18 protein-coding genes and 2 pseudogenes are annotated in these 25,422 nt (G+C 64.5%); 16 read left to right on the top strand and 4 right to left on the bottom strand.

Annotated features, from left to right (window positions below; genetic code table 11):
- Nucleotides 1-585: 585 nt before the first annotated feature.
- Entirely contained in the window at nucleotides 586-1,431 is an 846-nt protein-coding gene (yghU, locus tag VC352_RS21295) for a glutathione-dependent disulfide-bond oxidoreductase (RefSeq protein WP_322981502.1), read from the bottom strand.
- A gap of 598 nt (nucleotides 1,432-2,029) precedes the next feature.
- Here yghU and VC352_RS21290 point away from each other — a divergent pair.
- Nucleotides 2,030-2,521: a DUF3237 domain-containing protein gene (locus VC352_RS21290; RefSeq protein ID WP_322981501.1), complete on the top strand. Its 492-nt coding sequence runs from the start codon at nucleotides 2,030-2,032 to the stop codon at nucleotides 2,519-2,521.
- Between the two features lie 121 nt (nucleotides 2,522-2,642).
- On the opposite strand, the gene VC352_RS21285 is transcribed toward VC352_RS21290, so the two are convergent.
- The gene (locus VC352_RS21285; protein ID WP_322981500.1) at nucleotides 2,643-3,257 is read right to left on the bottom strand and encodes a helix-turn-helix domain-containing protein; all 615 of its coding nucleotides are present in this window, start codon (nucleotides 3,255-3,257) and stop codon (nucleotides 2,643-2,645) included.
- 154 nt (nucleotides 3,258-3,411) lie between these two features.
- Between VC352_RS21285 and VC352_RS21280 the strand changes: the two genes are divergently transcribed.
- The 4 genes from VC352_RS21280 to VC352_RS21265 all read left to right on the top strand — a co-directional run bounded on the left by VC352_RS21280 (nucleotide 3,412) and on the right by VC352_RS21265 (nucleotide 8,294).
- Nucleotides 3,412-4,680, top strand: coding sequence for a serine hydrolase domain-containing protein (locus tag VC352_RS21280; RefSeq protein ID WP_322981499.1), 1,269 nt, complete (start codon nucleotides 3,412-3,414; stop codon nucleotides 4,678-4,680).
- 142 nt (nucleotides 4,681-4,822) lie between these two features.
- Entirely contained in the window at nucleotides 4,823-6,151 is a 1,329-nt protein-coding gene (locus VC352_RS21275) for an alginate export family protein (RefSeq protein ID WP_322981498.1), read from the top strand.
- A 36-nt stretch (nucleotides 6,152-6,187) separates the two neighbouring features.
- Nucleotides 6,188-7,270, top strand: a complete 1,083-nt coding sequence (locus tag VC352_RS21270) for a polyamine ABC transporter substrate-binding protein (protein ID WP_322981507.1) — start codon at nucleotides 6,188-6,190, stop codon at nucleotides 7,268-7,270.
- 70 nt (nucleotides 7,271-7,340) lie between these two features.
- Nucleotides 7,341-8,294: an aldo/keto reductase gene (locus VC352_RS21265; protein ID WP_322981497.1), complete on the top strand. Its 954-nt coding sequence runs from the start codon at nucleotides 7,341-7,343 to the stop codon at nucleotides 8,292-8,294.
- Between the two features lie 51 nt (nucleotides 8,295-8,345).
- On the opposite strand, the gene VC352_RS21260 is transcribed toward VC352_RS21265, so the two are convergent.
- Nucleotides 8,346-9,644 (bottom strand): OprD family porin, encoded by a 1,299-nt coding sequence (locus VC352_RS21260; protein WP_322981496.1) that lies wholly within the window; start codon nucleotides 9,642-9,644, stop codon nucleotides 8,346-8,348.
- A 294-nt stretch (nucleotides 9,645-9,938) separates the two neighbouring features.
- On the opposite strand from VC352_RS21260, the gene mhpT reads away from it, so the two are divergent.
- From mhpT to VC352_RS21230, 6 genes are all read left to right on the top strand, one after another.
- Nucleotides 9,939-11,141, top strand: a complete 1,203-nt coding sequence (gene mhpT, locus VC352_RS21255; protein ID WP_322981495.1) for a 3-(3-hydroxy-phenyl)propionate transporter MhpT — start codon at nucleotides 9,939-9,941, stop codon at nucleotides 11,139-11,141.
- Between the two features lie 178 nt (nucleotides 11,142-11,319).
- Nucleotides 11,320-12,150 carry a p-hydroxycinnamoyl CoA hydratase/lyase gene (locus tag VC352_RS21250; RefSeq protein ID WP_322981494.1) on the top strand — a complete coding sequence of 277 codons (831 nt, stop codon included), beginning with the start codon at nucleotides 11,320-11,322 and terminating at the stop codon, nucleotides 12,148-12,150.
- Nucleotides 12,151-12,212: 62 nt separating this feature from the next.
- Nucleotides 12,213-13,655 (top strand): aldehyde dehydrogenase, encoded by a 1,443-nt coding sequence (locus tag VC352_RS21245; RefSeq protein ID WP_322981493.1) that lies wholly within the window; start codon nucleotides 12,213-12,215, stop codon nucleotides 13,653-13,655.
- A gap of 131 nt (nucleotides 13,656-13,786) precedes the next feature.
- Complete coding sequence (locus VC352_RS21240; RefSeq protein ID WP_322981492.1) at nucleotides 13,787-15,655, top strand: feruloyl-CoA synthase; 1,869 nt, start codon at nucleotides 13,787-13,789, stop codon at nucleotides 15,653-15,655.
- Nucleotides 15,652-16,884, top strand: coding sequence for a thiolase family protein (locus tag VC352_RS21235; protein ID WP_322981491.1), 1,233 nt, complete (start codon nucleotides 15,652-15,654; stop codon nucleotides 16,882-16,884). The genes VC352_RS21240 and VC352_RS21235 overlap by 4 nt, the downstream gene beginning before the upstream one ends.
- Nucleotides 16,885-16,895: 11 nt before the next feature.
- Nucleotides 16,896-18,605 carry an acyl-CoA dehydrogenase gene (locus VC352_RS21230; protein WP_322981490.1) on the top strand — a complete coding sequence of 570 codons (1,710 nt, stop codon included), beginning with the start codon at nucleotides 16,896-16,898 and terminating at the stop codon, nucleotides 18,603-18,605.
- A 26-nt stretch (nucleotides 18,606-18,631) separates the two neighbouring features.
- Here VC352_RS21230 and pobA read toward each other — a convergent pair whose 3' ends face one another.
- On the bottom strand, nucleotides 18,632-19,816 hold the full coding sequence (pobA, locus tag VC352_RS21225) for a 4-hydroxybenzoate 3-monooxygenase (protein ID WP_322981489.1): 1,185 nt from the start codon (nucleotides 19,814-19,816) through the stop codon (nucleotides 18,632-18,634).
- 268 nt (nucleotides 19,817-20,084) lie between these two features.
- Between pobA and VC352_RS21220 the strand changes: the two genes are divergently transcribed.
- The 5 genes and pseudogenes from VC352_RS21220 (at nucleotide 20,085) to VC352_RS21205 (ending at nucleotide 25,320) form a co-directional block, all read left to right on the top strand.
- A complete protein-coding gene (locus VC352_RS21220; protein WP_322981488.1) occupies nucleotides 20,085-20,942 on the top strand; it encodes a helix-turn-helix domain-containing protein in 858 nt (285 codons plus the stop codon).
- A 141-nt stretch (nucleotides 20,943-21,083) separates the two neighbouring features.
- Nucleotides 21,084-22,202: pseudogene (locus VC352_RS25590) on the top strand (cache domain-containing protein); the annotation flags it as partial.
- Between the two features lie 87 nt (nucleotides 22,203-22,289).
- A complete protein-coding gene (locus tag VC352_RS25585; protein WP_416340222.1) occupies nucleotides 22,290-23,057 on the top strand; it encodes a methyl-accepting chemotaxis protein in 768 nt (255 codons plus the stop codon).
- A gap of 286 nt (nucleotides 23,058-23,343) precedes the next feature.
- Nucleotides 23,344-24,462: pseudogene (locus VC352_RS21210) on the top strand (HAMP domain-containing protein); the annotation flags it as partial.
- On the top strand, nucleotides 24,457-25,320 hold the full coding sequence (locus VC352_RS21205) for a methyl-accepting chemotaxis protein (protein ID WP_322981506.1): 864 nt from the start codon (nucleotides 24,457-24,459) through the stop codon (nucleotides 25,318-25,320). The pseudogene VC352_RS21210 and the gene VC352_RS21205, both read left to right, overlap by 6 nt.
- The last annotated feature ends 102 nt before the right edge of the window (nucleotides 25,321-25,422 follow it).

Here is a 25,422-nt window from a genome sequence, read left to right as displayed (position 1 = left end):
TTCATAACGACTCTCCCGCTCAGAAAACCTCGACATCTTGGTATAGAACTGTGGTGTGGGGAGAGTCCATTACAGCACTCAAATCGTTCGCTTCGCTCACTGGGACGGGCTAAAGCCCACCCCTTAAACAAACGTTAGGCAAAGTTAATGTCATTCAACTCGCATAGACGCAAGCTTTTAGATGAAAGTGAACCGCTTGAGCATAGGGCGTCACATGCACGCTCCTGCGCCCTGCACGTGGCTAACAAGCTTGGCCTAGAGCGGGAGGTTGTAATCGAGTTAGTGGCTAGCCAAACAGGTGTTAGTCTGCATAATCCTGAATCAGCAGCCCATTTGATATGTGCATTTGAAGCACTGGAAAGAATTCGAGTACAAGCAGTGCAACCCGACGCCTAAAAAATGGTTCAAATCGGTCACTCCGCTCACTGGGACGAGCTAAAGCCCGCCCCTTAGCCAAACGTTAGGTTGGGCTGAAACGAATACGCTCTGCAACATAGAAAAAGCCCCGAACAACGATGCTGTTCGGGGCTTTGTTTTTCTGCCTTCGCAGCAAAACTGCCGTTTTGCGCCAGGGGCTTGCTTACCTCAGGCCTTGTCCAGATCAGAGGCCTGGTGCCGTTCGGGTACTTGCTCCGATTCGTCGCCCCAGGTGCGGTTGACGCGGCGGCCGCGTTGCACCGCTTCGCGTTTGGCGATGTCTTCGGCCCAGCGCAGTACGTGGGGGTATTCGTGTACGGCCAGGAATTCGGCGGCGGAGTAGACGTTGTTGCGCACCAGTTCGCCATACCAGGGCCAGACGGCAATGTCGGCGATGGTGTAGGTGTCGCCGGCCAGGTAGCGGTTGTCGGCGAGGCGCTGGTTGAGGACATCCAACTGGCGTTTGGTTTCCATGGTGAAGCGGTTGATGGCGTACTCGAATTTTTCCGGGGCATAGACGTAGAAGTGGCCGAAACCTCCACCCAGGTATGGCGCCGAGCCCATTTGCCAGAACAGCCAATTGAGGGTTTCGGTGCGGCCTGCCGGATCCTTGGGTAAGAAGGCGCCGAATTTTTCCGCCAGATACAGCAGGATCGAGCCCGACTCGAAGACGCGGATGGGGGTAGCCGTGCTGCGGTCGAGCAGGGCGGGGATCTTCGAATTCGGGTTGACGCCTACGAAGCCGCTGGAGAACTGGTCGCCCTCGCTGATGCGGATGAGCCAGGCATCGTATTCGGCGCCCTCATGGCCCTGCGCGAGCAGTTCTTCCAGCAGGATGGTCACCTTCACGCCGTTGGGGGTGGCCAGGGAATAGAGCTGCAGCGGGTGCTTGCCGACCGGCAATTCCTTGTTGTGGGTCGCGCCGGCGGTGGGGCGATTGATCTTGGAGAACTGGCCGCCGGATGCGGCCAGGTGTTGCCAGACCTTCGGCGGTACGTAGCTGGATTGGCTCATTGAAACCTCGCGTGTCGACGTATGAGGGGGCTGTCTTAGCCAAGGCTATCTGGATTGCGCCCGGCATTTGAATGCATAGCGTGCATTTGGATTATCAGCCCAAGCGATAGTGCCTGCTGGTGCGCCCGTTCGGTTGGATCGTGGCGGGCGCGCATGGGGCGCGAGGGACTTCTGACCGGAGAGCTGGCAGAGGTAATTTCGATGAGAAGCGCCAACTAATCCGCCTCCCTCTCGCACTGTTCAGCGGCTGGCGCCTGGCTGGGTCACGAATACTGCCGCCGCTCTCGCTGCAAGCCTGCCAAACGGCTCTGCGACCTACCTTTCAGGCTGGCCACTGCGCTCGGGTGGTGCCTGTTGGTTTGAAAATTTTATTGACTAAAAAAATTAATATAGTTAATTAATTGTTGGTCGTGACCTAATCGACTGTGCACGTAAGGTGGCTTCTCAGTCGTACCAATCACAGCGAATCGCTGCATTTATGGAGTTCGTCTTCGGGGGCGTGGCGTTTACATGAGCAGCCCTTGCAGGGCTGTGAGCAGGAAGCCGGCCTCCATCCTCACCACGTCTACTTCGATCAACCTGACCAGGAACGCAAACCGTGAGCAGCCCCACCTATCCGCAAACTGCACAGCTCGAACATGTCATGACCCTCGATGTTCTCATCGATCAGGGGGAGGTGCTGGGGCGCTGCGCCGATGGGTATCGCGTCAATTACCCCATCCTCGGTGGCACGTTCGAGGGGCGTGGCGTGTCGGGGCGGATATTGCCGGGTGGCGCCGATACCTATCGGCTGCGGCCCGACGGTGTCGGTGAACTCGACGCTCGCTACAGCCTGATGAGCGCCGATGGTGACCTGATCAACATTCACAACATCGGGCTGCTGTCGCTCACCGAGCAGGGCAAGGCCATGGAGAGCCGCGATATCTGGCCGGTGCCCGAAGCGGAATACCACTGCACCTGTACGCCGCGCTTCCAGGTGGCCGAGGGCGCGTTGAGCTGGCTTGGCCAGCAGACCTTTATTGGCCGTGTCCACTACCCCTCGGCCGACCGCGTGCTGATCCACTGTTTTGCCCTGCCTGCAGGCTGCTAGCCGCGCCAGCAGAGCGTCCCACGTTGCATCTGTGGCTCCTTGATTGGCGACAGGGAGGTCGTCTCTTTTTCGAGAGGATGGGCCACATCTTCCCACCTGCGTCTGATGCAGGCGCAGCGGATTAGCGGGCGATCATGCCCTGCAGGATCAGGCCGCTGGTCAGGCGTACCTGGCGGCGGTGCTGTTCGAGATCCATCGGCTCGCTGCCGGTCAGGCGCAGCAACTGTAGGTGCGAGTAGTCGTTGAGCAGGAAGGCCGCCAGTTCGACGTCGAGGTCGGCGCGCAGTTTGCCGCGCTCCTGCAGGTCGCGCAGCAGGCTGGCGATTTCGTGCTGCAGCGCTTCGTTGTGGCGCTTGTATTGTTCCGGCAGGTCGCTGCGGTCGCCGCCGAGTACGTGCAGCAGCAGTTCGTGCCAGATCGGCGCCGGCAGCATGTTTAGCGCATGATCCACCAGCACCTGTTCCAGATAGCACATGGCGTCGAGCGGATCGTCCATCTCGGCCATGTGTACGCGAGCGTCTTCCAGGGCGCCTTCGTCGGCCTTCTGCAGCATCTCCAGGAGGATCTCCTGCTTGGAGCCGAAGTACTTGAACACCGTAGGCGCCGAGACGCCTGCTTCCCGGGCGATCTGTTCGATGGTGGTGTTGTCGAAGCCCTGCCGTTCGAACAGGGCTACGCCTGCCTCACCGATGGCCTTGCGGCGCATGGCTTTCTGACGTTCGCGCAGACCGCTCACTGATGTTTCTCCTCGTCCCGATGGCGTGCTCGGCGAGCATAACGGAAGAGGGTTTTCATACGTAAATATTTTATTGACTAAAAGATTTTATTGAGACAATCATTCTGTCACATCTGCCGCGTGCAGAGCTTCTTACAAGAAAGGACAGAGGTTCATGACTTCCTCCGTAAACGCTCCGGCCAACGCCCTGGCTCGCCACTACGCTGACGCCCACGAGGCCCTGCAACACGCGCAGGCGCCACAGCCCTTGATGACCGGCTTTCCCCCGGTCGAAGCGCAACGGGTCACCTGGGACAACTGGATGAGCCCGCCCTTGAACAAATGGGGCTTCCGTCATCTGGCGCGTCTGCGTCCGAGCATCAGCGTGCCGTGCGGCCACACCACACAGGCGTTGCCCGAAGCCCTTCAGGATCTGGATGGCTTCACTTTCGCCAGCGAGTGCGGCCTGAACGTGCGCATGGATGAGCATCTGCTGGCCAGCCATACCGACGGCTTCATCGTGCTCAAGGCCGGGCAGGTGGTGTACGAGCGTTACTTCAACGGTCACACCGCCAATGACCGCCACGTGATGTTCTCGGTGACCAAGTCGCTGATCGGTGCCCTTGCCGAGCAACTGATCCACGAGGGCTCGCTCGACCCCGAGCGCCTGGCCGGTGATTACGTGCCGGAGTTTGCCGGTGGTGCCTACTTCGATGCGACCGTGCGCCAGTTGCTGGATATGGCTGTGGGCATTTCCTACACCGAGCAATACGACGATCCGGCTTCGGAAAGCTCGCAGTTCGGCTACGCCTGCGGCTTCCAGCCCGCGCCGGCGGCGTTCGCCCAGTACGCCTCGCTGTATCAGTTCCTGCCGTCGCTGCGTAAGCGTGGCGAGCATGGCGGGCTGTTCCATTACGTTACCGCGACTACCGAGGCACTGGCCTGGGTGATGGAGCGTGCCTGTGGGCAGGCTTGCCACGAGCGCCTGGCGCCGATCTGGTCGGCGCTTGGCTGCCAGCGTGACGGTTACTTCATGGCCGATCCCTGGGGCCGTGGCGTGGCGGGTGCCGGCTTCAACGCGACACTGCGTGACATGGCGCGCTTCGGCTTGCTGCTGGCCAATCGCGGTCAGCACCAGGGCCAGACGCTGCTCGCGGCAGAGGCCGTCGAGGCCATCGCTGCCGGTGCCGACCCGGCGATCTACGCCCAGGACGAGGAATTCGCCCAGTGGATTCCAGGCGCCTCGTACCGCAGCCAGTGGTACGTGCTCAACGACCACAGCCGCGCCATCGTCGCCGGTGGCATCCATGGCCAGTACCTGTTCGTCGATTTCGACTCGGACGTGGTGATCGTCAAGCAGTCTTCGCTGCCCGAGGCGGTGGGGATCTTCGACGTCGACAACGTCCGTGCGCTGCGTGCGCTGGCCGCTCATCTGCGCGGCTGAGCCCACTCTCCAAACAAGGAACAAGAAAAAATCTGGTGGCCTGCCTCGGCAGGCCACCGGTTTGCAGCTGGGTGCCCAGTGCCCATCCGAGCTGCTTTGCAACTGCCCTGTGACACAAAAACAACTTAACCAGGAGCATTTCATGACCCGCGTTCCCTTCACCCCCGCGCTGCTGGCTGTCGCCGTGCTGAGCAGCTCACAGGCCATGGCCGGTTACACCTTCGAAGAAGGTAATCTTTCCGGCGAGGCCACGCTCACGGTCGGTGGCGCCACCGTTTCCACGCACAACGTCAACTTTGGCGCTGGTGGCGTCGATCAGCGCAATGGCCGCAACATCGGTACCCGCGTCGACTGGCAGGAGTTCTATCTCAAGCCGGGCGTGACGTTGAAGTACGCCATCGATCCCGACTTCGACCTGATCGCTGGCGGCTCGGTGGTGTCGGCCAAGACCTTCGGCGATGGTGATGCCGGTGGCTTCACCCGCAGCTCCGATGGCTACACCGCGATGGAGGAGGCCTACGCAGGCTTCCGGGCTGGTGAGTGGACATTCACCGCAGGCCGGCAGAACTATCTGATCGGCAACGGCTTCATCGTCATGGACGGCAACCTCGACTCCAAGGGCGACGGTGCCTACTGGCTGGGGCCGCGCACCGCCTTCCGCGATTCGGGCGTGCTGGCCTGGGATCACGGCGCGCTCAAGGCGCAAGCCTTCAGTCTGCGTACCGATTCGCACCTCGGCGACTTCCGCCTCAATGGCGCCAACCTGGATTACAACCTGGCCGACCAGGTGACCCTCGGCGCCATGGCCATGAAAGTGGACTCGCAGACCAACACCTACGCCACGCCGCTGCGCCGCGACGGCATGCAGGTCTACAACTTCCGCGCGCTGCGCGGGCAACTGCCGGGCCTCGATGCGCTCACCCTCAACGGTGAGTACGCCGTGCAACGCGGCAGCGGTGACGGCGTGAAGTACGACGCCAAGGCCTGGTACGGTCAAGCCGATTACACCTTCCAGTCGCTGCCGCTGACCCCGGTGCTGGGTTATCGCTATGCGCTGTTCTCCGGTGACGACAACCTGGCCGACAACACCCAGCAATCTTGGGATCCGCTGAGCAAGGGCTTCACCGACTGGGGCACCTGGCTGGTCGGCGACGTGATGGGCAACTACGTGCTGTTCAACACCAACCAGCGCGTGCAGCAGTTCTCCCTCAAGACCCACCTGAGCGAAACCCTCACCCTGGGCGCCATCCACTATCAATTCTGGCTGGACAAGGACAACTTTCAGGGCATCGCCGTCGACGACCGCCGCTTCGCCAACGAGAACGTGATCTACCTCGACTGGACGCCCACCGAGCGCCTGTACACCTCGCTGGCTTACAACTGGGTCGACGCCAAGTCGGCGGCCAAGCAGGTATTCGGCGACGATGACCGCTTCAGCGCCCTCGAACTCTATTTCACCTACCGTTACTAAGTGCTGCCAGGAGACATTGCGATGAAAGTATTACCGATGGTCGCTGCCATGACCCTGGCCCTGATCGGCACCGCTGGCGTTCACGCCGAGCAACGCACGGTGAGGATCTACAACTGGATCGAGTACATGCCGCCCGAGATCCTCAAGGGCTTCGAGGCTGAGACCGGCATTCGCCCGGTGTACGACGTCTTTGACAGCGCCGAGACCCTGCAGTCCAAACTGCTGACCGGCAACTCGGGGTATGACGTGGCCTTCCCCGGCAGCGCCTCGCTGGGCACCTTCATCGGTGCCGGCACCTTCGAGAAGCTCGACCGCAGCAAGCTGCCCAACTGGAATCGCCTGGACGAAACCTTCATGGCCGAGCTGGCCAAGAGTGGTGACACCGGCAACCAGTACGCCGTGCCCTACATGTGGGGCACCAATCTGGTTGGCTACAACGTCGACAAGGTGCGTGCGGCGCTGGGCCCGGATGTGAAGCTGGATAGCTGGGACGTGATCTTCAAGCCGGAGAACCTCTCCAAGCTGACCTCGTGCGGCGTGGGCTTCCTCGACTCGCCGAGCGATATCCTGCCGATCGCTCTGGCTTACCTCGGCCTCGATCCAAACTCCGAGAAGGCCGAGGACTATCGCCAGGCGCAGGATCTGATGATGAAGATTCGCCCCTACGTCACCTACTTCAACTCCTCGCGCTACGGCTATGACCTGGCCAATGGCGAGATCTGCGTGGCGGTGGGCTGGTCCGGTGGTATCGAGCTGGCGCGCAAGATGGCCGTGGCAGCCGGCAAGGGCGTGAAGATCGACATGTTCCTGCCCAAGGAAGGTGCGCCGCTGTGGTCCGACGTGATGGTCATTCCCAAGGGCGCGCAGAACGTCGAAGAGGCGCACGCCTTCATCAACTACCTGCTGCGGCCTGAGGTGATCGCCAAGGCCAGCAACGCCATCGGCTATCCGAACCCCAACAAGGATGCCACGGAGTTCGTCGATCCTGAGGTGCGCAACAATCCCAACATGTACATTCCGGCTGACCGGATGGGCTCGCTGTACGCACTCAAGGCCCTGCCGCTGAAGGCCGAGCGTATCCGCATGCGCACCTGGAACAGCATCCGTACCGGCAAGTGAACCGCAGCGGCGCGGCGGCCTCGGGCCTGCCGCGCCGCATGTCCATGAATGATCGCCAGAAGGAGCGGATATGTCCGCGAGCAAAGCACTGGGTAATACCGGCTTGAGCATTTCGCCGCTGGTGCTGGGTGGCAACGTGTTCGGCTGGACGCTGGATGCGCGCGCCTCGTGCGAGTTGCTGAGCGCGGCCTTCGAGGCCGGGATCACCACCCTGGACACGGCCGATATGTATTCCAATTGGGTCGACGGGCACATCGGCGGCGAGTCCGAGCGGATCATCGGGCAGTGGCTGGCCGCCAATCCTGGCGTACGTGATCGGCTCACGCTGTTCACCAAGGTCGGCGCCCCGATGGGCGAGGGCGGCGGGCTGTCACGCCAATGGATCGTACGTGCGGCGGAGGATTCGCTGCGCCGTCTGCGTACCGATTACATCGATCTGTACTTTTCCCACTATCCCGACGAGCAGACGCCGCACGAAGAAACGCTGCGCGCTTACGAGAGCCTGATCGCCAGTGGCAAGGTGCGCGCCATCGGCGCCTCCAACTACAGCCGCGCGCAGCTTGAGGCCGCGCAGGCAGTGGCCGACGACGCTAGTTTGCCGAGCTATGGCGTGCTGCAACTGGAATACAACCTGTATGACCGCCAGGACTACGAGACGCACCTGCAGGCGTACGCCCAGGCCAAGGGGCTCGGCGTGGTCAGTTATTTCAGCCTGGCTTCGGGCTTTCTCAGCGGCAAGTACCGCACGCTGGCCGATATCCAGCACGCCGCGCGGGCGGAGGATCTGGAGCGGTATTTCAACCCGCGTGGCCAGCGCATTCTGGATGCGCTGACGCAGCTCGCCGCACAACTCGAGGCCAGCCCCGCCAGCATCGCGCTGGCCTGGCTGATGGCTCAACCGGGGATAAGCGCACCAATCGCCAGCGCCACCAGCCTGGCGCAGTTGCGGGCATTGCAGGCGGCGATGGCGCTGGAGTTGGACGAGGCGGCCTTGCAGATGCTGCACCAGGCCAGTGTCGGGTAAGTGGGTATTGCCGCAGCCGGTGCCATCAGGCGGCGCCGGCTGCGTTTTGCGTCACCAGATCGGCAGGGTATAGGTCGCCATCAGACGCGTCTGGTTTTCGTCGCGGAAGGCGGCGCCACCGGGGAAGTCGTTGCGGTAGAACGACTGCCGCACGCGCAGGCCGACGCCGCGCAGTGGGCCGCTCTGGATCACGTAGCCCATCTCCCACTGGGCTTCGCGCTCCTTGCGGTCATCGACGCCGAAGGCGGCCAGCTCGATGTTGTCGCCGCGCACGTAGCGCAGGCGTGCGCTCAGGCCAGGCACGCCGGCAGCGGCGAAGTCATAGTCCCAGATGGCCTGCCACATGCGCTCCCTGGCGTTGAGGTAGTCGGAGCTCATGGTCATTTCGCTGATGCCCATCAGCTCGGTGCCGGAGATGTAGGGCGTGGCGGTGTCGCCGCCCTGGTGGGCGTAGCCGAGCGTCCAGCGGTGGCCACCCAGGGCATAGGCGAATTGCAGCGACAGGTGTTGGTTGTCCACCTTGCCGGCATCGGCGCTGCCGTTCTCGCCGCTGAAGAAGGCGCGCACGTCGGTGCTAAAGGTGCCGGAGCCGACCGGCATCTTGTGCAGGGCGCCGAGGTAGCCCTGATCGTAGAGATCGGTCACTTCCAGGTAATGAGCCTTGAGGGTCAGCTCCGGGCTCAGGGCGTAGTCGCCGCCGACGAAGGCCATGTGCGAGGTGGTTGCGCGACCGTTGAAGCGGCCGTTGGGCGAGGCGACGGTCATGGCCTCGTAGTCGGTGGAATTGCGTTTGGCGATGCGGTCGACGTAACCGCCGTGCAGGGTCAGGCCGTCGATCTGCGAGGAGGTCAGGTAGCCGCCGCGAAAGGTCTGTGGCAGCAGGCGTGACGGGCTGGACAGTGCCGAGGGCAGCGCCAGGTTGAGGTCGCCGGCCTGCAGCAGGGTCTTGTCGATCTTCATCTTGCCGGTCAGGCCCAGGCGCGAATATTCATCGGCGGCGCGGCCGCTGCTGGGCGATACCGGCAGCAGCTCGGTGCCGCTGCGATCCGGCGAGGAATCCAGCTTGACGCCCAGCAGGCCAGTGGCATCCAGGCCGAAGCCCACCGGCCCTTCGCTGAAACCGGACTGGAACTTGAGGATGAAACCCTGCGCCCACTCACGGGCTGCGGACTTGGCGCCGTCATCCTGATAGTCACGATCGAGGTAGTAGTTGCGCAGCGTGAGGTTGGCGTGACTGTCTTCGATGAAGCCCTGGGCCTGGACGCCGACGGAGCCGGCGAGGCTGCACAGGGCGATGGCGTAGGGGAGAGGGCTGCGCGCGAAAGCAGCACGAAGAGGCCGGTTAGGCATGCTCGTTATCCTTTTTTTTGTTGTTGTCCGGCGGATCGCCGTGGCACAGAGGATGGGAGTGCTCACCGGGCTTATCAAATCCGTTTGGCCGATTATCGAACGTTAAATTTATTAACCAATTGGTAGTGAATGGCGGCTTGTCACGCTAACTGTTTGTTTTTCAAGGGATGGGGTGTTCTGGATGCTCAATTTTTCTGGGGATGTATTTTTAGTTTTGTTTGTTAATCTTTTTGCAGCGACGCGATGCGCCTTGTCGCCACTCCTGAACAAAAACAACAAGAGCGAGACTCAGCCATGCAAACCCCATCCAGCCGTTCCCGGCTGACCATCGTCATCTGCTTCATCATCGCCCTGATCGAAGGGCTCGACCTGCAATCGGCCGGCATCGCTGCCGCCGGTATTCGCGCTGCCTTCAACCTCGAACCGAGCATGATGGGCTGGATGTTCAGCGCCAGCATCATCGGCCTGCTGCCCGGTGCCTTCCTCGGTGGCTACGTGGCCGACCGCATCGGGCGCAAGAAGGTGCTGGTGGCCGCCGTGGTGTTATTCGGCATCTTTTCCCTGTGGACGGCCTACACCAGCAGCCTGTCCGGTCTGTTGGCGGCGCGCTTTTTGACCGGTCTTGGGCTGGGGGCGGCGCTGCCCAACCTGATCGCCCTGTGTGCCGAGGCGGTCGAGGAGCGCCAGCGCAGCACGGCCATCAGCATCATGTATTGCGGCGTGCCCCTGGGCGGCGCGGCGGCGGCGGTGATCGGCATGCTGGCCGGTGAGGCCTGGCAATGGGTGTTCATCGTCGGTGGCGTCGCGCCGCTGGCCATCGCACCGCTGATGCTCTGGCTGCTGCCGGAGTCCTCGGCCTTCCACCAGCAGCAGGCGCGCGCCACGCAGGCGCGGCCTTCCACCGTGGAGGCACTGTGCGGTGAAGGCCGTACGCGCATCACCCTGTCGCTGTGGATCAGCTACTTCTTCACCCTCACCGTGATGTACATGCTGCTCAACTGGCTGCCGTCGCTGCTGCTGGAGCTGGGTTTCAGCAAGCCGCAGGCCGGTACCGTGCAGATGGTCTTCAACATCGGCGGGGCGATTGGTTCGCTGCTCGGTGGGGTGCTGCTCGACCGTTTTCAGCGCACGCCGGTGGTGCTGTGCATCTACCTCGGCCTGCTGCTGGCGCTGGCCGGCATAGGCTTCTCCAGCACTCTGCCGAGCATGGCGGCGGCAGGCTTCGCGGCCGGTGTGTTCGTCATGGCTGCGCAACTGGTGCTCTACGCCCTGGCGCCGGCCTATTACCCGACGCAGGTGCGTGCTACCGGCGTGGGTGCGGCGGTGGCCATCGGTCGCCTGGGTTCGGTGAGCGGGCCACTGGCCGCCGGACACATCCTGGCCGCTGGCGCCGGTACGGCCGGTGTGCTGATGGCGGCTGCGCCGGGGCTGCTGGTGGCGGCCCTGGTGGTGGTTGCCATGGGCAGCCGGGAGCGTCGCGCGGCGGCTCCGGCTTGATGCCGCGAGGCGATCTTTCGTGATTTTTCGTTAATCAGGTTAATCATGCTGTCGATCACGCCATATCCACCGATTCTATCGGTGCGCTGATCGCACAAATCGAGCAAATAGTTAATTGACATAACTATTTGCTCGGCCTACCTTGAGCCCATCTACCCCACACATGCAGGACACCCCCATGAGCAAGTACGAAGCACGCTGGCAAACCGTGAAGGTCGACGTCGAAGAAGGCATCGGCTGGGTCACCCTGAACCGTCCGGAAAAACGCAACGCCATGAGCCCGACCCTCAACCGTGAGATGGTCGATGTGCTGGAAACCCTGGAGCAGGATGCCGACGTCGGCGTGCTGGTGCTGACCGGCGCCGGTGAGTCCTGGACTGCTGGCATGGACCTCAAGGAATACTTCCGTGAAGTCGACGCCGGCCCGGAAATCCTGCAGGAGAAGATTCGCCGCGAGGCCTCGACCTGGCAGTGGAAGCTGCTGCGCATGTACGCCAAGCCGACCATCGCCATGGTCAACGGCTGGTGCTTCGGCGGTGGCTTCAGCCCGCTGGTGGCCTGCGACCTGGCCATCTGCGCCGACGAAGCGACCTTCGGCCTGTCGGAAATCAACTGGGGCATCCCGCCGGGCAACCTGGTGAGCAAGGCCATGGCCGACACCGTGGGCCATCGTCAGTCGCTGTACTACATCATGACCGGCAAGACCTTCGGTGGGCAGAAAGCCGCCGAGATGGGCCTGGTCAACGAGAGCGTGCCGCTGGCGCAACTGCGCGAGACCACCATCGAACTGGCGCGTAACCTGCTGGAGAAGAACCCGGTGGTGATGCGTGCGGCGAAGATCGGCTTCAAGCGTTGCCGCGAGCTGACCTGGGAGCAGAACGAAGACTACCTGTACGCCAAGCTCGACCAGTCGCGCCTGCTGGACAAGGAAGGTGGTCGCGAGCAGGGCATGAAGCAGTTCCTCGACGACAAGAGCATCAAGCCGGGCCTGCAAGCCTACAAGCGCTAAACGTGTGCTCGGGGCGGTTGCGTGGCCGCCCCTGAATAACAATCACAAGATGGAGCCAGACCATGTTCGAAGTGCCTTTGCTGATCGCCGGGCAGTCGCGCCCGGCCACGGGCGGCGCAGTGTTCGAGCGCCGTAGTCCCTTCACCGGCGAGGTCGTCAGCCGCGTCGCCGCCGCCACCCTCGAAGACGCCGATGCCGCCGTCGCTGCCGCGCAGGCGGCCTTCCCGGCCTGGGCCGCGCTGGGGCCGGGTGAGCGCCGCGCGCGCCTGCTGGAAGCCGCCCGTTTGCTCGAGGCCAACCGCGAGCGCTTCATGGCCATGGCCGTGGAGACCGGCGCCACCGCCGACTGGTATGGCTTCAACGTCAAGCTGGCGGCCAACATGCTGCGCGATGCCGCCGGCATGACCACGCAGATCAAGGGCGAGGTGATCCCTTCCGACGTACCCGGCAGCTTCGCCATGGCGCTGCGTCAGCCCTGCGGCGTGGTGCTGGGCATCGCTCCGTGGAACGCGCCGATCATCCTCGGCACCCGCGCCCTGGCCATGCCGCTGGCCTGCGGCAATACCGTGGTGCTCAAGGCTTCGGAAAACAGCCCGGCGGTGCATGCGCTGATCGGCGAGGTGCTGCAGCAGGCCGGCCTCGGCGATGGCGTGGTCAATGTCATCAGCAACGCCCCGGCCGATGCCGCCGCCATCGTCGAGCGCCTGGTGGCCAACCCGGCGGTGCGCCGCGTCAACTTCACCGGCTCCACCCATGTCGGGCGCATCATCGGCCAGCTCGCCGCGAAGCACTTGAAACCGGCCGTGCTGGAGCTGGGCGGCAAGGCGCCGCTGCTGGTGCTGGACGACGCCGACCTGGAGCAGGCCGTGGCCGCTTCGGCTTTCGGGGCCTACTTCAACCAGGGGCAGATCTGCATGTCCACCGAGCGCCTGGTGGTCGACGAGCGCGTTGCCGACGACTTCGCCGCGCGCCTGGCCAGCAAGGTTGCCACCCTCAAGGCCGGCTTGCCCGGCGAAGCGGTGCTCGGTTCGCTGATCGATGCCGCTGCTGGCGAACGCATCATGACCCTGGTGCAGGACGCCGTGGACAAGGGCGCCGTGCTGCTGGCCGGCGGGCAGATCGACGGCAGCGTGATGCAGCCGGTGCTGCTCGACCGCGTGACCCCGGCCATGCGCCTGTACCGCGAGGAGTCCTTCGGCCCGGTGGCGGTGATCCTGCGCGGGCAGGGCGATGAGGAACTGCTGAGCCTGGCCAACGATTCGGAGTTCGGTCTGTCTTCGGCGATCTTCAGCCGTGACGTGTCCCGCGCGCTGAACCTGGCGCAGCGGGTGGAGTCGGGCATCTGCCATATCAATGGGCCGACCGTGCACGACGAGGCGCCGATGCCGTTTGGCGGCGTGAAGTCCAGCGGTTACGGCAGTTTCGGCTCCAGCGCGAGCATCGACCACTTCACCCAGTTGCGCTGGGTGACGATGCAGAACGGCCCGCGCCATTACCCGATCTGAACGATCAGAAACGCCTTGCACAGCTCCAGCCCGTGAGTCTTTGAACGGGCTGTGAGCGCCCCGAATCGAGTTTGCCGGAAAGCCCCGGCGTCGCGTCGTGCCCGAACCGGCACGACCGGAGGTGATAACAAGTGAACAATGCACCCTCCCAATCGCTCGCTGCCCGCTATCGTCCGGTAGCCCTCGGCTCGCCCGACGTGCACATCGAGGAGCGGGCCGGCAGCGTCTATCTCAATGCCCGCGAACCCCTGGCGACCTTGCCCGCACGCCTGCTCGACCGCCTGCTGCACTGGGCCGAGGTGCGCGCTGAGCACACCTTCGTCGCCCGCCGTGGCGGCGATGGGCAATGGCAGCGCATCAGCTACCGCGACATGCTGGCACGCGTACGCTGCATCGCCGCGCACCTGCTCGAGCATGACCTGAGCGAACAGCGCCCGCTGGTGATCCTTTCCGGCAACGATCTGGAGCACCTGCAACTGGCCCTGGCCGCCATGTACATCGGCGTGCCCTATTGCCCGGTGTCGCCAGCCTATTCCACCGTGGCCCGCGACTACACCAAGCTGCAGCACATCTTCGACCTTCTGCGTCCGGGCCTGGTGATGGCGGCCGATGGCGCCGCCTTCAGGCGTGCCATCGAGGCCGTGGTGCCGGCTGAGGTGCCGCTGCTGCTGGTGCAGGGGGAGGTGGCGGGGCGCCAGGTTCTGCGCTTCGAGGATCTGCTGACGCCGCGTGACCTGACTGGTGCCGATGCCGCTTTCGCCCGCACCGGGCCGGACAGCATCGCCAAGTTCCTCTTCACCAGTGGCTCGACCAAGCTGCCCAAGGCCGTGGCCACCACTCAACGCATGCTTTGCGCCAACCAACAGATGCTGCTGCAGACCTTCCCGGTGTTCGGCGAAGAGCCGCCGGTACTGGTGGACTGGCTGCCGTGGAACCATACCTTCGGCGGCAGCCACAACGTCGGCATCGTCCTGTACAACGGCGGCAGCCTGTACCTCGACGACGGTCGCCCGACGCCGCAACTGTTCGGCGAAACCCTGCGCAACCTGAAAGACATATCGCCCACCGCCTACCTCACCGTGCCCAAGGGCTGGGAGGAACTGGTGGTGGCGCTGGAGCAGGATGGCGAATTGCGCGAGCGCTTCTTCGCCCGCGTAAAGCTGTTCTTCTTCGCCGGTGCCGGCCTCAGCCAGCCGATCTGGGATCGTCTCGACCGGGTGGCCGAGCAGCACTGCGGCGAACGCATCCGCATGATGGCCGGCCTGGGCATGACCGAGACGGCGCCGTCCTGCACCTTCACCACCGGGCCGCTGTCCATGGCCGGTTATGTCGGCCTGCCGGCGCCGGGCTGCGAGGTCAAGCTGGCGCCGGTGGACGGCAAGCTGGAGGCGCGCTTCCGGGGCCCGCACGTCATGCCTGGCTACTGGCGCCAGGCCGAACTCAACGCCGAGGCCTTCGACGAGGAGGGCTTCTATCGCTCCGGTGATGCCCTGCGTTTCGCCGATGCCGCCAACCCGCACTGGGGCCTGATGTTCGATGGGCGCATCGCCGAAGACTTCAAGCTCAGCACCGGCGTCTTCGTCAGTGTCGGGCCGCTGCGTACCCGCGTCATCCTGCAGGGCGCGCCCTATGTGCAGGACGTGGTGGTCACCGGACCGGATCGCCAGCGCATTGGCCTGCTGGTATTCCCCAGCGTGCCGGCCTGCCGGGCACTGGCCGGGTTGCCGAGCGACGCCCGCGTCGAAGCGGTGCTGGCCGCCGAGCCCGTGCGGCAGTGGCTGGCCGGGCTGCTGCAGGAGCTCAACCGTGAAGCCACCGGGCTGGCCTCGCACGTCGCCTGGGCTTGCCTGATGGCCGAGGCGCCGAGCCTGGATGCCGGCGAGATCACCGACAAGGGCTCGCTCAACCAGCGTGCGGTGCTCAGCCGCCGCGCCGAGCTGATCGAGCGCCTGTACGCCAACCCCGCCGCACACTGCGTGCTGGCGCCGGAGCAGGCATGAAGGGTCAGTTCGAGGCCTTCCGCGACGTGGCCTTGCTGGCCGCCGTGCGCACGCCCTGGGTCGACTACTGCGGCCCGCTGGCCCAGGTATCGCCCATCGATCTCGGCATCCATGTCGCCCGCGTCGTGCTGGCGCGGGCTGGCATCGGTGGCGAGCAAGTCGACAGCGTGCTGGCCGGCAGCATGGCCCAGGCCAGTTTCGACGCCTACATGCTGCCCCGGCATATCGGCCTCTACGCCGGTGTGCCGATCGAGGTGCCGGCGCTGGCGGTGCAGCGCATCTGCGGAACGGGCCTGGAGCTGTTGCGCCAGGCCGGCAACCAGCTCGAACGCGGCAGCGCCAGCCTGGCGCTGTGCGTGGCGGCGGAATCGATGTCGCGCAACCCCATCGCCAGCTACGAGCACCGGGGCGGTTTCCGCCTTGGCGCGCCGGTGGGTTTCAAGGATTTTCTCTGGGAGGCGCTGCTCGACCCGGCCATCGCCCAGACCATGATCGACACCGCGCAGAACCTCGCCCAGCGCTACGGTCTGCGTCGCGAGGAAGTGGATGCCTTCGCCCTGGGCAGTTTCGACAAGGCGCTGGCGGCGCAGGCCGAGGGTTGGTTCGACGCCGAGATCGCGCCCGTCAGCAGTAGCTGTTTCGAGCTGGCTGGCTATCAACCGCGTCACCTGAGCCTGCCGCGCAAGGTTACCCATCTGGATCGTGACAGCCATCCTCGACAGACCAGTGCTGAGGCCCTGGCGGCGCTGTCGCCGGTCAGCCCAGGCTCGGTGCAGACCGCTGGCAACAGTTGCGCGCTGGTCGATGGCGCCGCTGCCATGCTGGTGGGCGATGCCCGCAGCGCCGCCGCGCCTTTGGCGCTGCTGCGCGCCAGTGCGGTGGTCGGTGTGCCGCCGGAAATCATGGGCATCGGCCCGGCGCCGGCGATCCGCCTGCTGCTCGACGGCGCCGGCCTGAGCCTGAACGCCATCGACAGCCTGGAGATCAACGAGGCCCAGGGCGCTCAGGTGCTGGCCGTGCAGCGCGAGCTGGAGCTGGATCCGGCGCGCCTGAACCGTCATGGCGGCGCCATCGCCCTCGGCCACCCATTGGCCGCCACCGGCCTGCGCCTGGCCCATAGCGTCGCTCGGCAACTGGCGGCGCGCGGCACCCGCTACGGCATCGCCGCCGCCTGCATTGGCGGCGGGCAGGGCATGGCCCTGTTGCTGGAAAACCCCTCTCATCGCTGAAGGATTCGCGCATGACGCATTACCGTGCCCCGCTGGATGACATGCGTTTCGTCATCGAACACTGGCTGGACGCCGAACAGGACTGGGCACGGCTGCCGGCCTTCGCTGAGCTCGATCACGCCCTGGCCGCCCAGGTGCTGGAGCAGGCCGCGCGCTTCGCCGAGGAGCGCCTGGCCCCGTTGAACACCCCCGGCGACCGCCAGGGTTGCCGGCTGGAGAATGACCGGGTGATCACCCCGGACGGCTTCGCCGAGGCTTACCAGGCGTTCGTCGAGGGCGGCTGGCCATCGCTGGCCTGTGCGCCTGAGTGCGGCGGCCAGGGCTTGCCGCAACTGCTTAACGTCGGCCTGCTGGAAATGCTCTACGCCGCCAACCATGCCTGGGCCATGTACCCCGGCATCGCCCACGGCGCCTACGAGGTGGTGCGCCGCTTCGCCAGCGCAGAACTGCAGGCCGCCTGGTTGCCGGGGTTGGTGGACGGCACCTGCGTGCCGACCATGTGCCTCACCGAACCCCAGGCCGGCAGCGACGTCGGCCTGCTGCGTTGCCGCGCCGAGCCGGCGGAGGCGGGCAGCTACCGCCTGCACGGCAGCAAGCTGTTCATTTCCGGCGGCGATCATGACCTGGGCGAGAGCATCGTCCACCTGGTGCTGGCGCGCCTGCCTGAGGCGCCCGCAGGCACCCGTGGCATCTCCCTGTTCCTGGTGCCACGTGAGCTGGACGGTCAGCCCAACGGCGTGCTCTGCGACGGCCTCGAACACAAGCTCGGTATCCGTGGCAGCGCCACCTGCAGCCTGCGTTTCGACGGTGCCCGTGGCTGGCTGCTGGGCGAGCCGAATCAGGGGCTGGCGGCGATGTTCGTGATGATGAATGGCGCGCGTCTGCACGTCGGCCTGCAAGGGCTGGGGCATGCCGAGTTCGCCCGCCAGCAGGCCAGCGCCTATGCCGCCGAACGCCGGCAGATGCGCGCCGTGCCGCGCCCGGCTGGAGCGAGCGGCGAGGCCGACCCCATCGCCGCGCACCCGGCCATGCAACGCATTCTGCAGACGCTGGAGGCACAGACCCAGGGCATGCGCATGCTCGGCTACTGGGCCGCGCACCTGCTGGATATCGCCGAGCAGGCGGAGGAAGCGGCGCAGCGAGCCGAGGCCGAAGCCTTGGCGTCGCTGCTGACGCCGGTGGTCAAGGCCTGGTTCACCGAGCAGGGCTTCCAGCTCGCCAGCCAGGCGCTGCAGGTGTTCGGCGGCTATGGCTACTGCAGCGAATACCCCATCGAACAGACCCTGCGCGACAGCCGCATCGCCATGATCTACGAAGGCACCAACGAGATTCAGGCCAACGACCTGCTGCTGCGCAAGCTGCTGCCAACAGGAGCGCCAGGCGTGCCCGTGCTGGTACGGCTGATCGCCGAGGAATGCCAGCGTGGCGAAGGCTCGCCCCTGCAAACGCAGGCCGAAGCGTTGGCCGAGCTATTGGTCGATTGGCAAGCGGCGCTGGCGCAACTGCGTGAAAGCCAGAGCAGCGCACCGCAACGCCCCTACGAGGCTGCCGTGGATATGCTGCAGGTGACGGCCTTGCTGCTGTTGGGGCATGCCTGGCTGCGTGCCGCCCGTATCAGCCGCGAACGGGGCCTGGGCGAGGCGCGTGAGGTGACGGCGCGGTTCTTCTTCCGTCGCCTGTTCCCGCAGGCCCGGCATCGCTTGCACCTGGCCATGGCCTGATGGCCATGGCGGTGCGGTGACGGGGCTTACTCCACGGCTTCGTAGGGCAGGCCGACGTAATTTTCGGCGATAGTGCGGCGCCCGGCTTCGGAGCCGACGAAGTAGTCCAGCTCGGTCTGCTGCATGCGCTGGCTGAAGGCGTCGGTGTCGGGGAAGCGGTGCAGCATCGAGGTCATCCACCAGGAGAAGCGCTCGGCCTTCCAGATGCGCCGCAGGCAGATTTCCGAGTACTTCTCCAGCAGCTCCGTGCGGCCTTCGCGGTGCACTTTGAGCAGGATGCGGTACAGCGTGCTGACGTCACTGGCCGCCAGGTTCAGGCCCTTGGCGCCGGTGGGCGGAACGATGTGCGCGGCGTCGCCGACGAGGAACAAGTTGCCGTACTGCATCGGCTCGACCACGAAGCTGCGCAGCGGCGCGATGCTCTTCTCGATGGACGGGCCGGTGATCAGTTTGGCGGCAGTGTCGGCAGGCAGGCGGCGCTTGAGTTCGTCCCAGAAACGCTCGTCCGACCAGTCCTCGACCTTCTCCCCGCTGCTGACCTGCACGTAGTAACGGGTGCGGGTTGGCGAGCGCATGCTGCACAGGGCGAAGCCGCGTTCGTGGTTGGCGTAGATCAGCTCTTCGTTGACTGGCGGGGTATCGGCCAGCACGCCGAGCCAGCCGAAGGGGTAGACCCGCTCGAACTCCTTGAGCACACCGTCGGGAATGGATTGGCGCGATACGCCATGGAAGCCGTCGCAGCCGGCAATGTGCTGGCAATCCAGGCGTATATGCTGGCCGTCGTGGACGAAGGTGACATAGGGCTGCTGGCCCTTGAGATCGTGCAGCTGCACATCGCTGGCGCTGTAGAAGCTCGGCGCGCCGCAGGCCGTGCGGGCTTCCATCAGGTCGCGGGTGACTTCGGTCTGGCCGTAGACCATGACCGTCTTGCCACCGGTCAGGCCGCGCAGGTCGATGCGCTCCAGGCGGCCATCGAAGGCCAGCTCGAAGCCATCGTGCACCAGGCCTTCGCGATCCATGCGCTCGTTCACGCCGGCTTCGCGCAGCAGGTCGACCATGCCCTGTTCGAGCACGCCGGCACGGATGCGGCTGAGCACGTAGTCGGGGCTCTGGCGTTCGATGATGACGTTGTCGATGCCGGCCTTGTGCAGCAACTGGCCGAGCAGGAGGCCGGACGGACCGGCGCCGATGATTGCAACTTGGGTTTTCATTGTTGTTGTCCCTTGGGTAACAGTCGTGTGCAAGACACAGAATTAGGTTCTGTATGAAAAGTGCCTGCGCTCGGTGATGCTTCGTTAAAAGCAGGTTCGGAATGCTCATTTACAGCTCGTAAACTCCGCTTCCTCACCTGCTTTTGCCTCGCCTGACCTTCGCTCGACGACTTTTCGTACAAGAACCTAGGAAGCAGTATTTTTGATGCATCGTTGTGGCGTATGAAGGCACTATCTGCTTGGTTACTTGGACTTTTCGAGGATTGGCATGGCCGGTCAGGTTCCTGTGTTCAAACTCTACGGCGAGGATCGCGCCTGGCCGACGCCAGACCTGCTCCACTGCGAGTCCATCGCCGAACGCAGCCGCCTGCACGGCTGGGAAATCAGCGCTCACCTGCACAGCGATCTGCTGCAGGTGCTGTACATCCAGAGCGGGCATGCCGAGGTGGAGATCGACGGCCAGACGCGGGTGCTCGAACAGTCGGCGGTGCAGGTGGTGCCGGCGCTATGCGTGCATGCCTTTCGCTTTTCCGAGGACATCCAGGGCCATGTGCTGACCCTGGCCCAGCCGCTGGTCGACGAGCTTGGCGCCGTTCTGGAGCGGCCCCCACTGACGGCGGCGGCCTGCTACCTGGTCGAGGCTCATCGGCAGCGCCTGGACATGCTGTTCGGCACCCTGGCCCACGAGTACGGGCGGCATGAGGCCGGGCGCGAACTGATGCTGCAGTCGCTGATCAGCGCGCTGCTGGTGTGGCTGGCGCGCCAGGCTCTGGCCGGCGAGCGTGCCGAGGCTTCGATGAGCGACCGGGGGCGTAATCACCTGCGTCGCTTTCAGGGGCTGGTCGAGCAGCAGTATCGCGAGCACCGCCCGCTGGATTGGTACGCCTCGCAGCTGGGCCTGAGCGTGGCGCATCTCAACAGTCTGTGCCGACGCCTGGCTGGGCAATCGGGCTTGCAGTTGATCCACCAGCGCCTGTTGCTCGAAGCCAAGCGCAATCTGGTCTATACCTCGATGACGGTGGCCCAGGTGGCCGACAGTCTGGGGTTTTCCGAGGCAGCGTATTTTTCGCGTTTCTTCCGGCGCGCGACGGGGCTTTCGCCGAGGGCGTTCCGTGATCAGCGCTGAGCTTGCAGCAACCTGGCTGAGCCTGTCTGCGCCGCGGGTTCTGGCATTGCGGATCACGCTATATTTCTCTCGGCAGGTCTCAAGCGGACTCTGGGCATGCCGATAGCCTGTTAGATCGTACTCGCCAAGGCGTTCTTGCCGATGGCGGATTTCCCACTCTCGAGAGCAAGTCGAATGAATATCAAGCAGAAGCTGACCTGGGCATTTGCCGCTATCGCGTGCGTGCCCATTCTCCTGGTTGCCGCTGTGGTCATCTACAACCTGCGCGCGCAGGCCGAGGCCGACTTTCTCGACGGTAGCTCTCGCGAGATCCGCCAGGTCGACAACGCCATGGGCATGTTCTTCAAGGGCATCAGCGAGAACATCGATTACATCGCCAGCCTGCCGGAGATCCTGGCAGCCCCGACCCTGAAGAACTACTCGTCGGCTGACGCCCCCAGCCAGCCCTTGCCGGCAACCAACCAGGCGCTGGAAAGCCTCTTCGACCGCTTCGCCAAGGCGCACCCGACCACGGCTTACATGTCCTATGGTCGGGTCGATGGCGGCTATGCCATCTGGCCGGGCGACCCAGGCCTGAAGAGCTACGACCCGCGCGTGCGCCCCTGGTACAAGACCGCCATGGCTTCGCCAGGCAAGACGGTGCGCACCGCTGCTTATTACTGGGCACCGGATGACGCCGTGCTGATCGGCACCGTGCGCGCCGTCAACGATACGCAGGGCAACCTGGCTGGCGTGGTCGGGCTGGACGTGTCGCTCAAGCAGCTCACCGATCTGGTCAAGCAGATCAAGATCGGCGAAACCGGTTACCTGATGCTGGTCGAAGACAGCGGCAACGTGCTGGTCGACCCGAGCAACGCGCAGCACAACTTCAAGCTGCTTTCCGACCTGGGCGGGGACTACGCCAAGATGGCCGGCGCCAATGGTCTGCTGGAGGTGGAGATTGGCGGTACTCATTACATGGCCAACATCTGGTCGTCGCCCACGCTGGGCTGGCGCTTCATTGGCCTGATCGAGCGTGGCGAGGTCATGGCCAAGGCCAACGCGCTGGCCTGGCAGATCGGTGTGATCGTGCTGCTGCTGGCGATTGCCTTCGCCGTGGTCGGTACCGTGTTCGCCAACCTCATCGTCAACCCGATTCGCAGCGTGGCCAACGGCCTGGAAGGGATCGCCCAGGGCGAGGGTGATCTGACCCGCAGCCTGACCGTGCAGGGCAAGGATGAAACGGCACTGCTGGCGCGCTGGTTCAACCAGTTCCTCGGCACCATCCGCCAGCTCGTGCAGAACATCATCCAGGCTTCTGCGGCGCTGCGGCAGACCTCCGAGGGTTCGACCCGCGTGGCGCACGACATGAACGACGTGGCCGAGCGTCAACGTGGCGCCGTGGAAATGGTCTCCACGGCCTTCAACGAAATGGTCGCCACCGCCAACGAAGTCGCGCGCTCCTGCAGCGAGGCCGCCAGCTCGGCCGACGACGGCCAGCGTCAGGTGCATGCCGGGCAGACGCAGATCGAAGATGCCACCGACAGCGTCACCCGCCTGAGCGACAACCTGAAGCAATCGGCCCTGGCGCTGCAGGCTCTTGAGCAGGACAGCCAGAACATCAACGCGATCCTCGGCACCATCCGCTCGATTGCCGAGCAGACCAACCTGCTGGCGCTCAACGCGGCCATCGAGGCGGCGCGTGCTGGCGATCAGGGCCGTGGCTTCGCCGTCGTTGCCGACGAGGTGCGAGCCCTGGCGCGGCGTACCGCCGATTCCACCGGTGAAATCGACAGCCTGCTCGGCGGCCTGGCGCGGCGTACCCAGGAAGTGACCCGGCAGATGCAGAACAGCCTGGAGATGTCCCAGTCCAGCGTCGAGCGCATCAGCCTGGCCAGCCAGAGCTTCGAGCAGATTCGCGGTTCGGTGGATCACATTCGTGACCAGAACACCCAGATCGCCACGGCCGCCGAGGAGCAGCATCAGGTTGCCGAAGAGATCAACCGCCACATCGCCCAGATCCAGAGCGATGCCCTGCTGGTGGAAAACCTCGCGCAGTCTGCGCACCGCGACTCGCAGGAACTGGCGCAGCTTTCTGAACAGCTGCACGGCCTGGTCGGACGCTTCCGCGCCTGATGCAGCAGCTTGCCAGGCCGGTTCCGTTGGAGCCGGCGCAGCCTGGCGGATTTCTTCAAAACCCCTGAAACCGTAAGCGGTTCAGGGGTTTTGTGTTTGTGGTCTGCCGCCTGACGGTTCAGGCCTGGACATGGCGTGTGCTGGTCGCTGTATCACATGAGGCGATACCTGCTAGCGATAAATGCGACTAACGAGCTCTGGCAGGGGTTCGGTAGCCTGCTCAGGCTGACCCCAACTACAAGAAGAAAGGCTGCCTGATGAAGTACCTGCTGCCGCTTGCCGTTCGATGCCACTCCATTCACCTACCCGTATCTGGCGCCCCATCGATCAACGGGGGCCTGCAGCCATGAACAGGTTGAAGAGTGGCTTGGGTAATCTTTCCGTAGGCGCCAAGTTGTGGCTGGGCTTCGGCCTCGTGCTGCTGCTCACGGCGGGCGTCGCAATCACGGCCTTCACCTCCATTGCGTCCCTGCAGCAACGCAGTGAACGGCTGCGTGCCGAGCTGCAAGTGCAAGCGCGCGTCTTGCAGGCGCGCCTCGCCGAAAAGGACTTCGCGTTGTTGCTCGATGAGCGTTTCGCCGAGCAGGTACAGGCGATCATGGCGCAGTTGCAGGAGGGCGCACTGGGCCGCAACGAAAAACTCGCGCCCGTGGCCCAGGGCTACCTGCATGAGTTCGAGCAGTACGCTCAGGCGTTGCGTCAGTTGCAGGCGGCTCGAATCCAGATGCAACGCACGGCACGGGTCGCCTCGGAAAGCTTCGTGGCGGTCTTTTTCGATCAGCTCGATGCGCTCTCCTCGGCTGCAGAACAGGCTGCGGATGCTTCTGAGCAACTCACGCTGCTGGAGCAGAGCGCCGCGTTGCGCGACAAGCTGGCGCAGGTGCGTGACAGCGAGCTGAATTACAGCCTGGACAATGATCAGAACCGCCTGGCCGAGTGGGAAATGGGCATGAGCGATGTGCTCGCCGCCATCGATACCCTGGCGTTGAGAGTGACGGAGGAGGGTCAGACATCCTTGCGCGAAGCGCGGGATGCACTGGCGACCTATCGCCAGTCATTCACTCAGTTCGCCGACAGCCGCAGCCGCATCGTCGAGGCCGCCGCTGGCATGCAAAAGCAGAGTGCCGAGCTCGCGGGGTTGTTGGCCGAGCTGGAGCAAGAGCAATCCACCGCCATCGTCGAGGAGGGTAGTGCGGCGTTCTGGCAACTCGTTCTGATTACGTTGCTGGCATTGAGCCTGGGCGTTGGCGCCAGCTTGTTGATTCGCCTGGCCATTCTGCGGCCGTTGCGTGAGGTCGTGACGCTGGCCCGACGTATCGCCGCTGGCGATCTCGCTGCGGAGCCTGCGCAGGTGACGCGCAAGGACGAACTGGGTCTGCTCCTGCAGGCCTTTGGCGGCATGCTCGATAGTCTGCGAGGGCTGGTGGCAGGCATTGGCCAGGGGGTGGCGCAACTCAACTGTACTGCCGGCACCCTGACGGCTGTGATCAGCCATAGTCATGCGGGCGTGGAGCAGCAGCGCCAGGAGACCGAGGTGGCGGTGAGCGCCATGCAGCAGATGAGCGCCACCGCGCGGGAAGTGGCGCGCAATACCGCCGAGGCCAGCGAGGCCGTGCAGCAGGCCAACGAGCAGGCTTCCGGGGGCAGCCAACTGGTGCAGCAGTCCGCCGCGCGAGCCGAGTCGCTGGCCGAGGAAATGAGCGGCTGCGCTGCGGTGATGCATGAGCTGTTGGGCGAGTGCTCGGCGATCAATGGCGTGCTCGATGTGATCAAGGCGGTGGCCGAGCAGACCAATCTGCTGGCGCTCAACGCCGCGATCGAAGCGGCGCGGGCCGGTGAGCAGGGGCGCGGTTTTGCCGTGGTCGCCGATGAGGTGCGCGCGCTGGCGCGACGAACCCAGGCGTCCACGGGCGAGATCGAAGGGCTCATCACGCGCCTGGGGCAGGTTGCACAGCAGGCCGCCACACGTCTGCAGCACAGCCGTGTACAGACTGACGAATCCGCCAGGCTGGCGAGCCAGGCCGCCAGCGCATTGCTGCGCATCACTGAGGCGGTGGCCACCATCGAGAGGATGAATCAGCAGATCGCGACTGCCGCAGAGCAGCAGAGCGTGGTGGCTGACGACGTTCATCACGGCATTGCCCGTGTGCGTGCCGTGGCCGAGGAGAGTTCGAGGCAGAGCCAGTCGCTGCAGGCATCGACCGTGGAACTGCAGCAGGTCAGTGATGCGCTGAAAGTGGCCGTTGGCCATTTCAGAACCTGAGGGTGTCGCCAGGCGATGCTCTGGGCGTTGGCGCCCTGCGTCGCTCCACCTCCTGCATCCCTGAAGTCGTCGCGGTATCCAGGCTGCGCGACGTCTTCCGCG

Source organism: Pseudomonas sp. C11 (genome assembly GCF_034683865.1).
GTDB lineage: Bacteria > Pseudomonadota > Gammaproteobacteria > Pseudomonadales > Pseudomonadaceae > Aquipseudomonas.
Note: the sequence above shows the minus strand (reverse complement) of the source record. Positions and strands in the feature narration are given on the sequence as shown.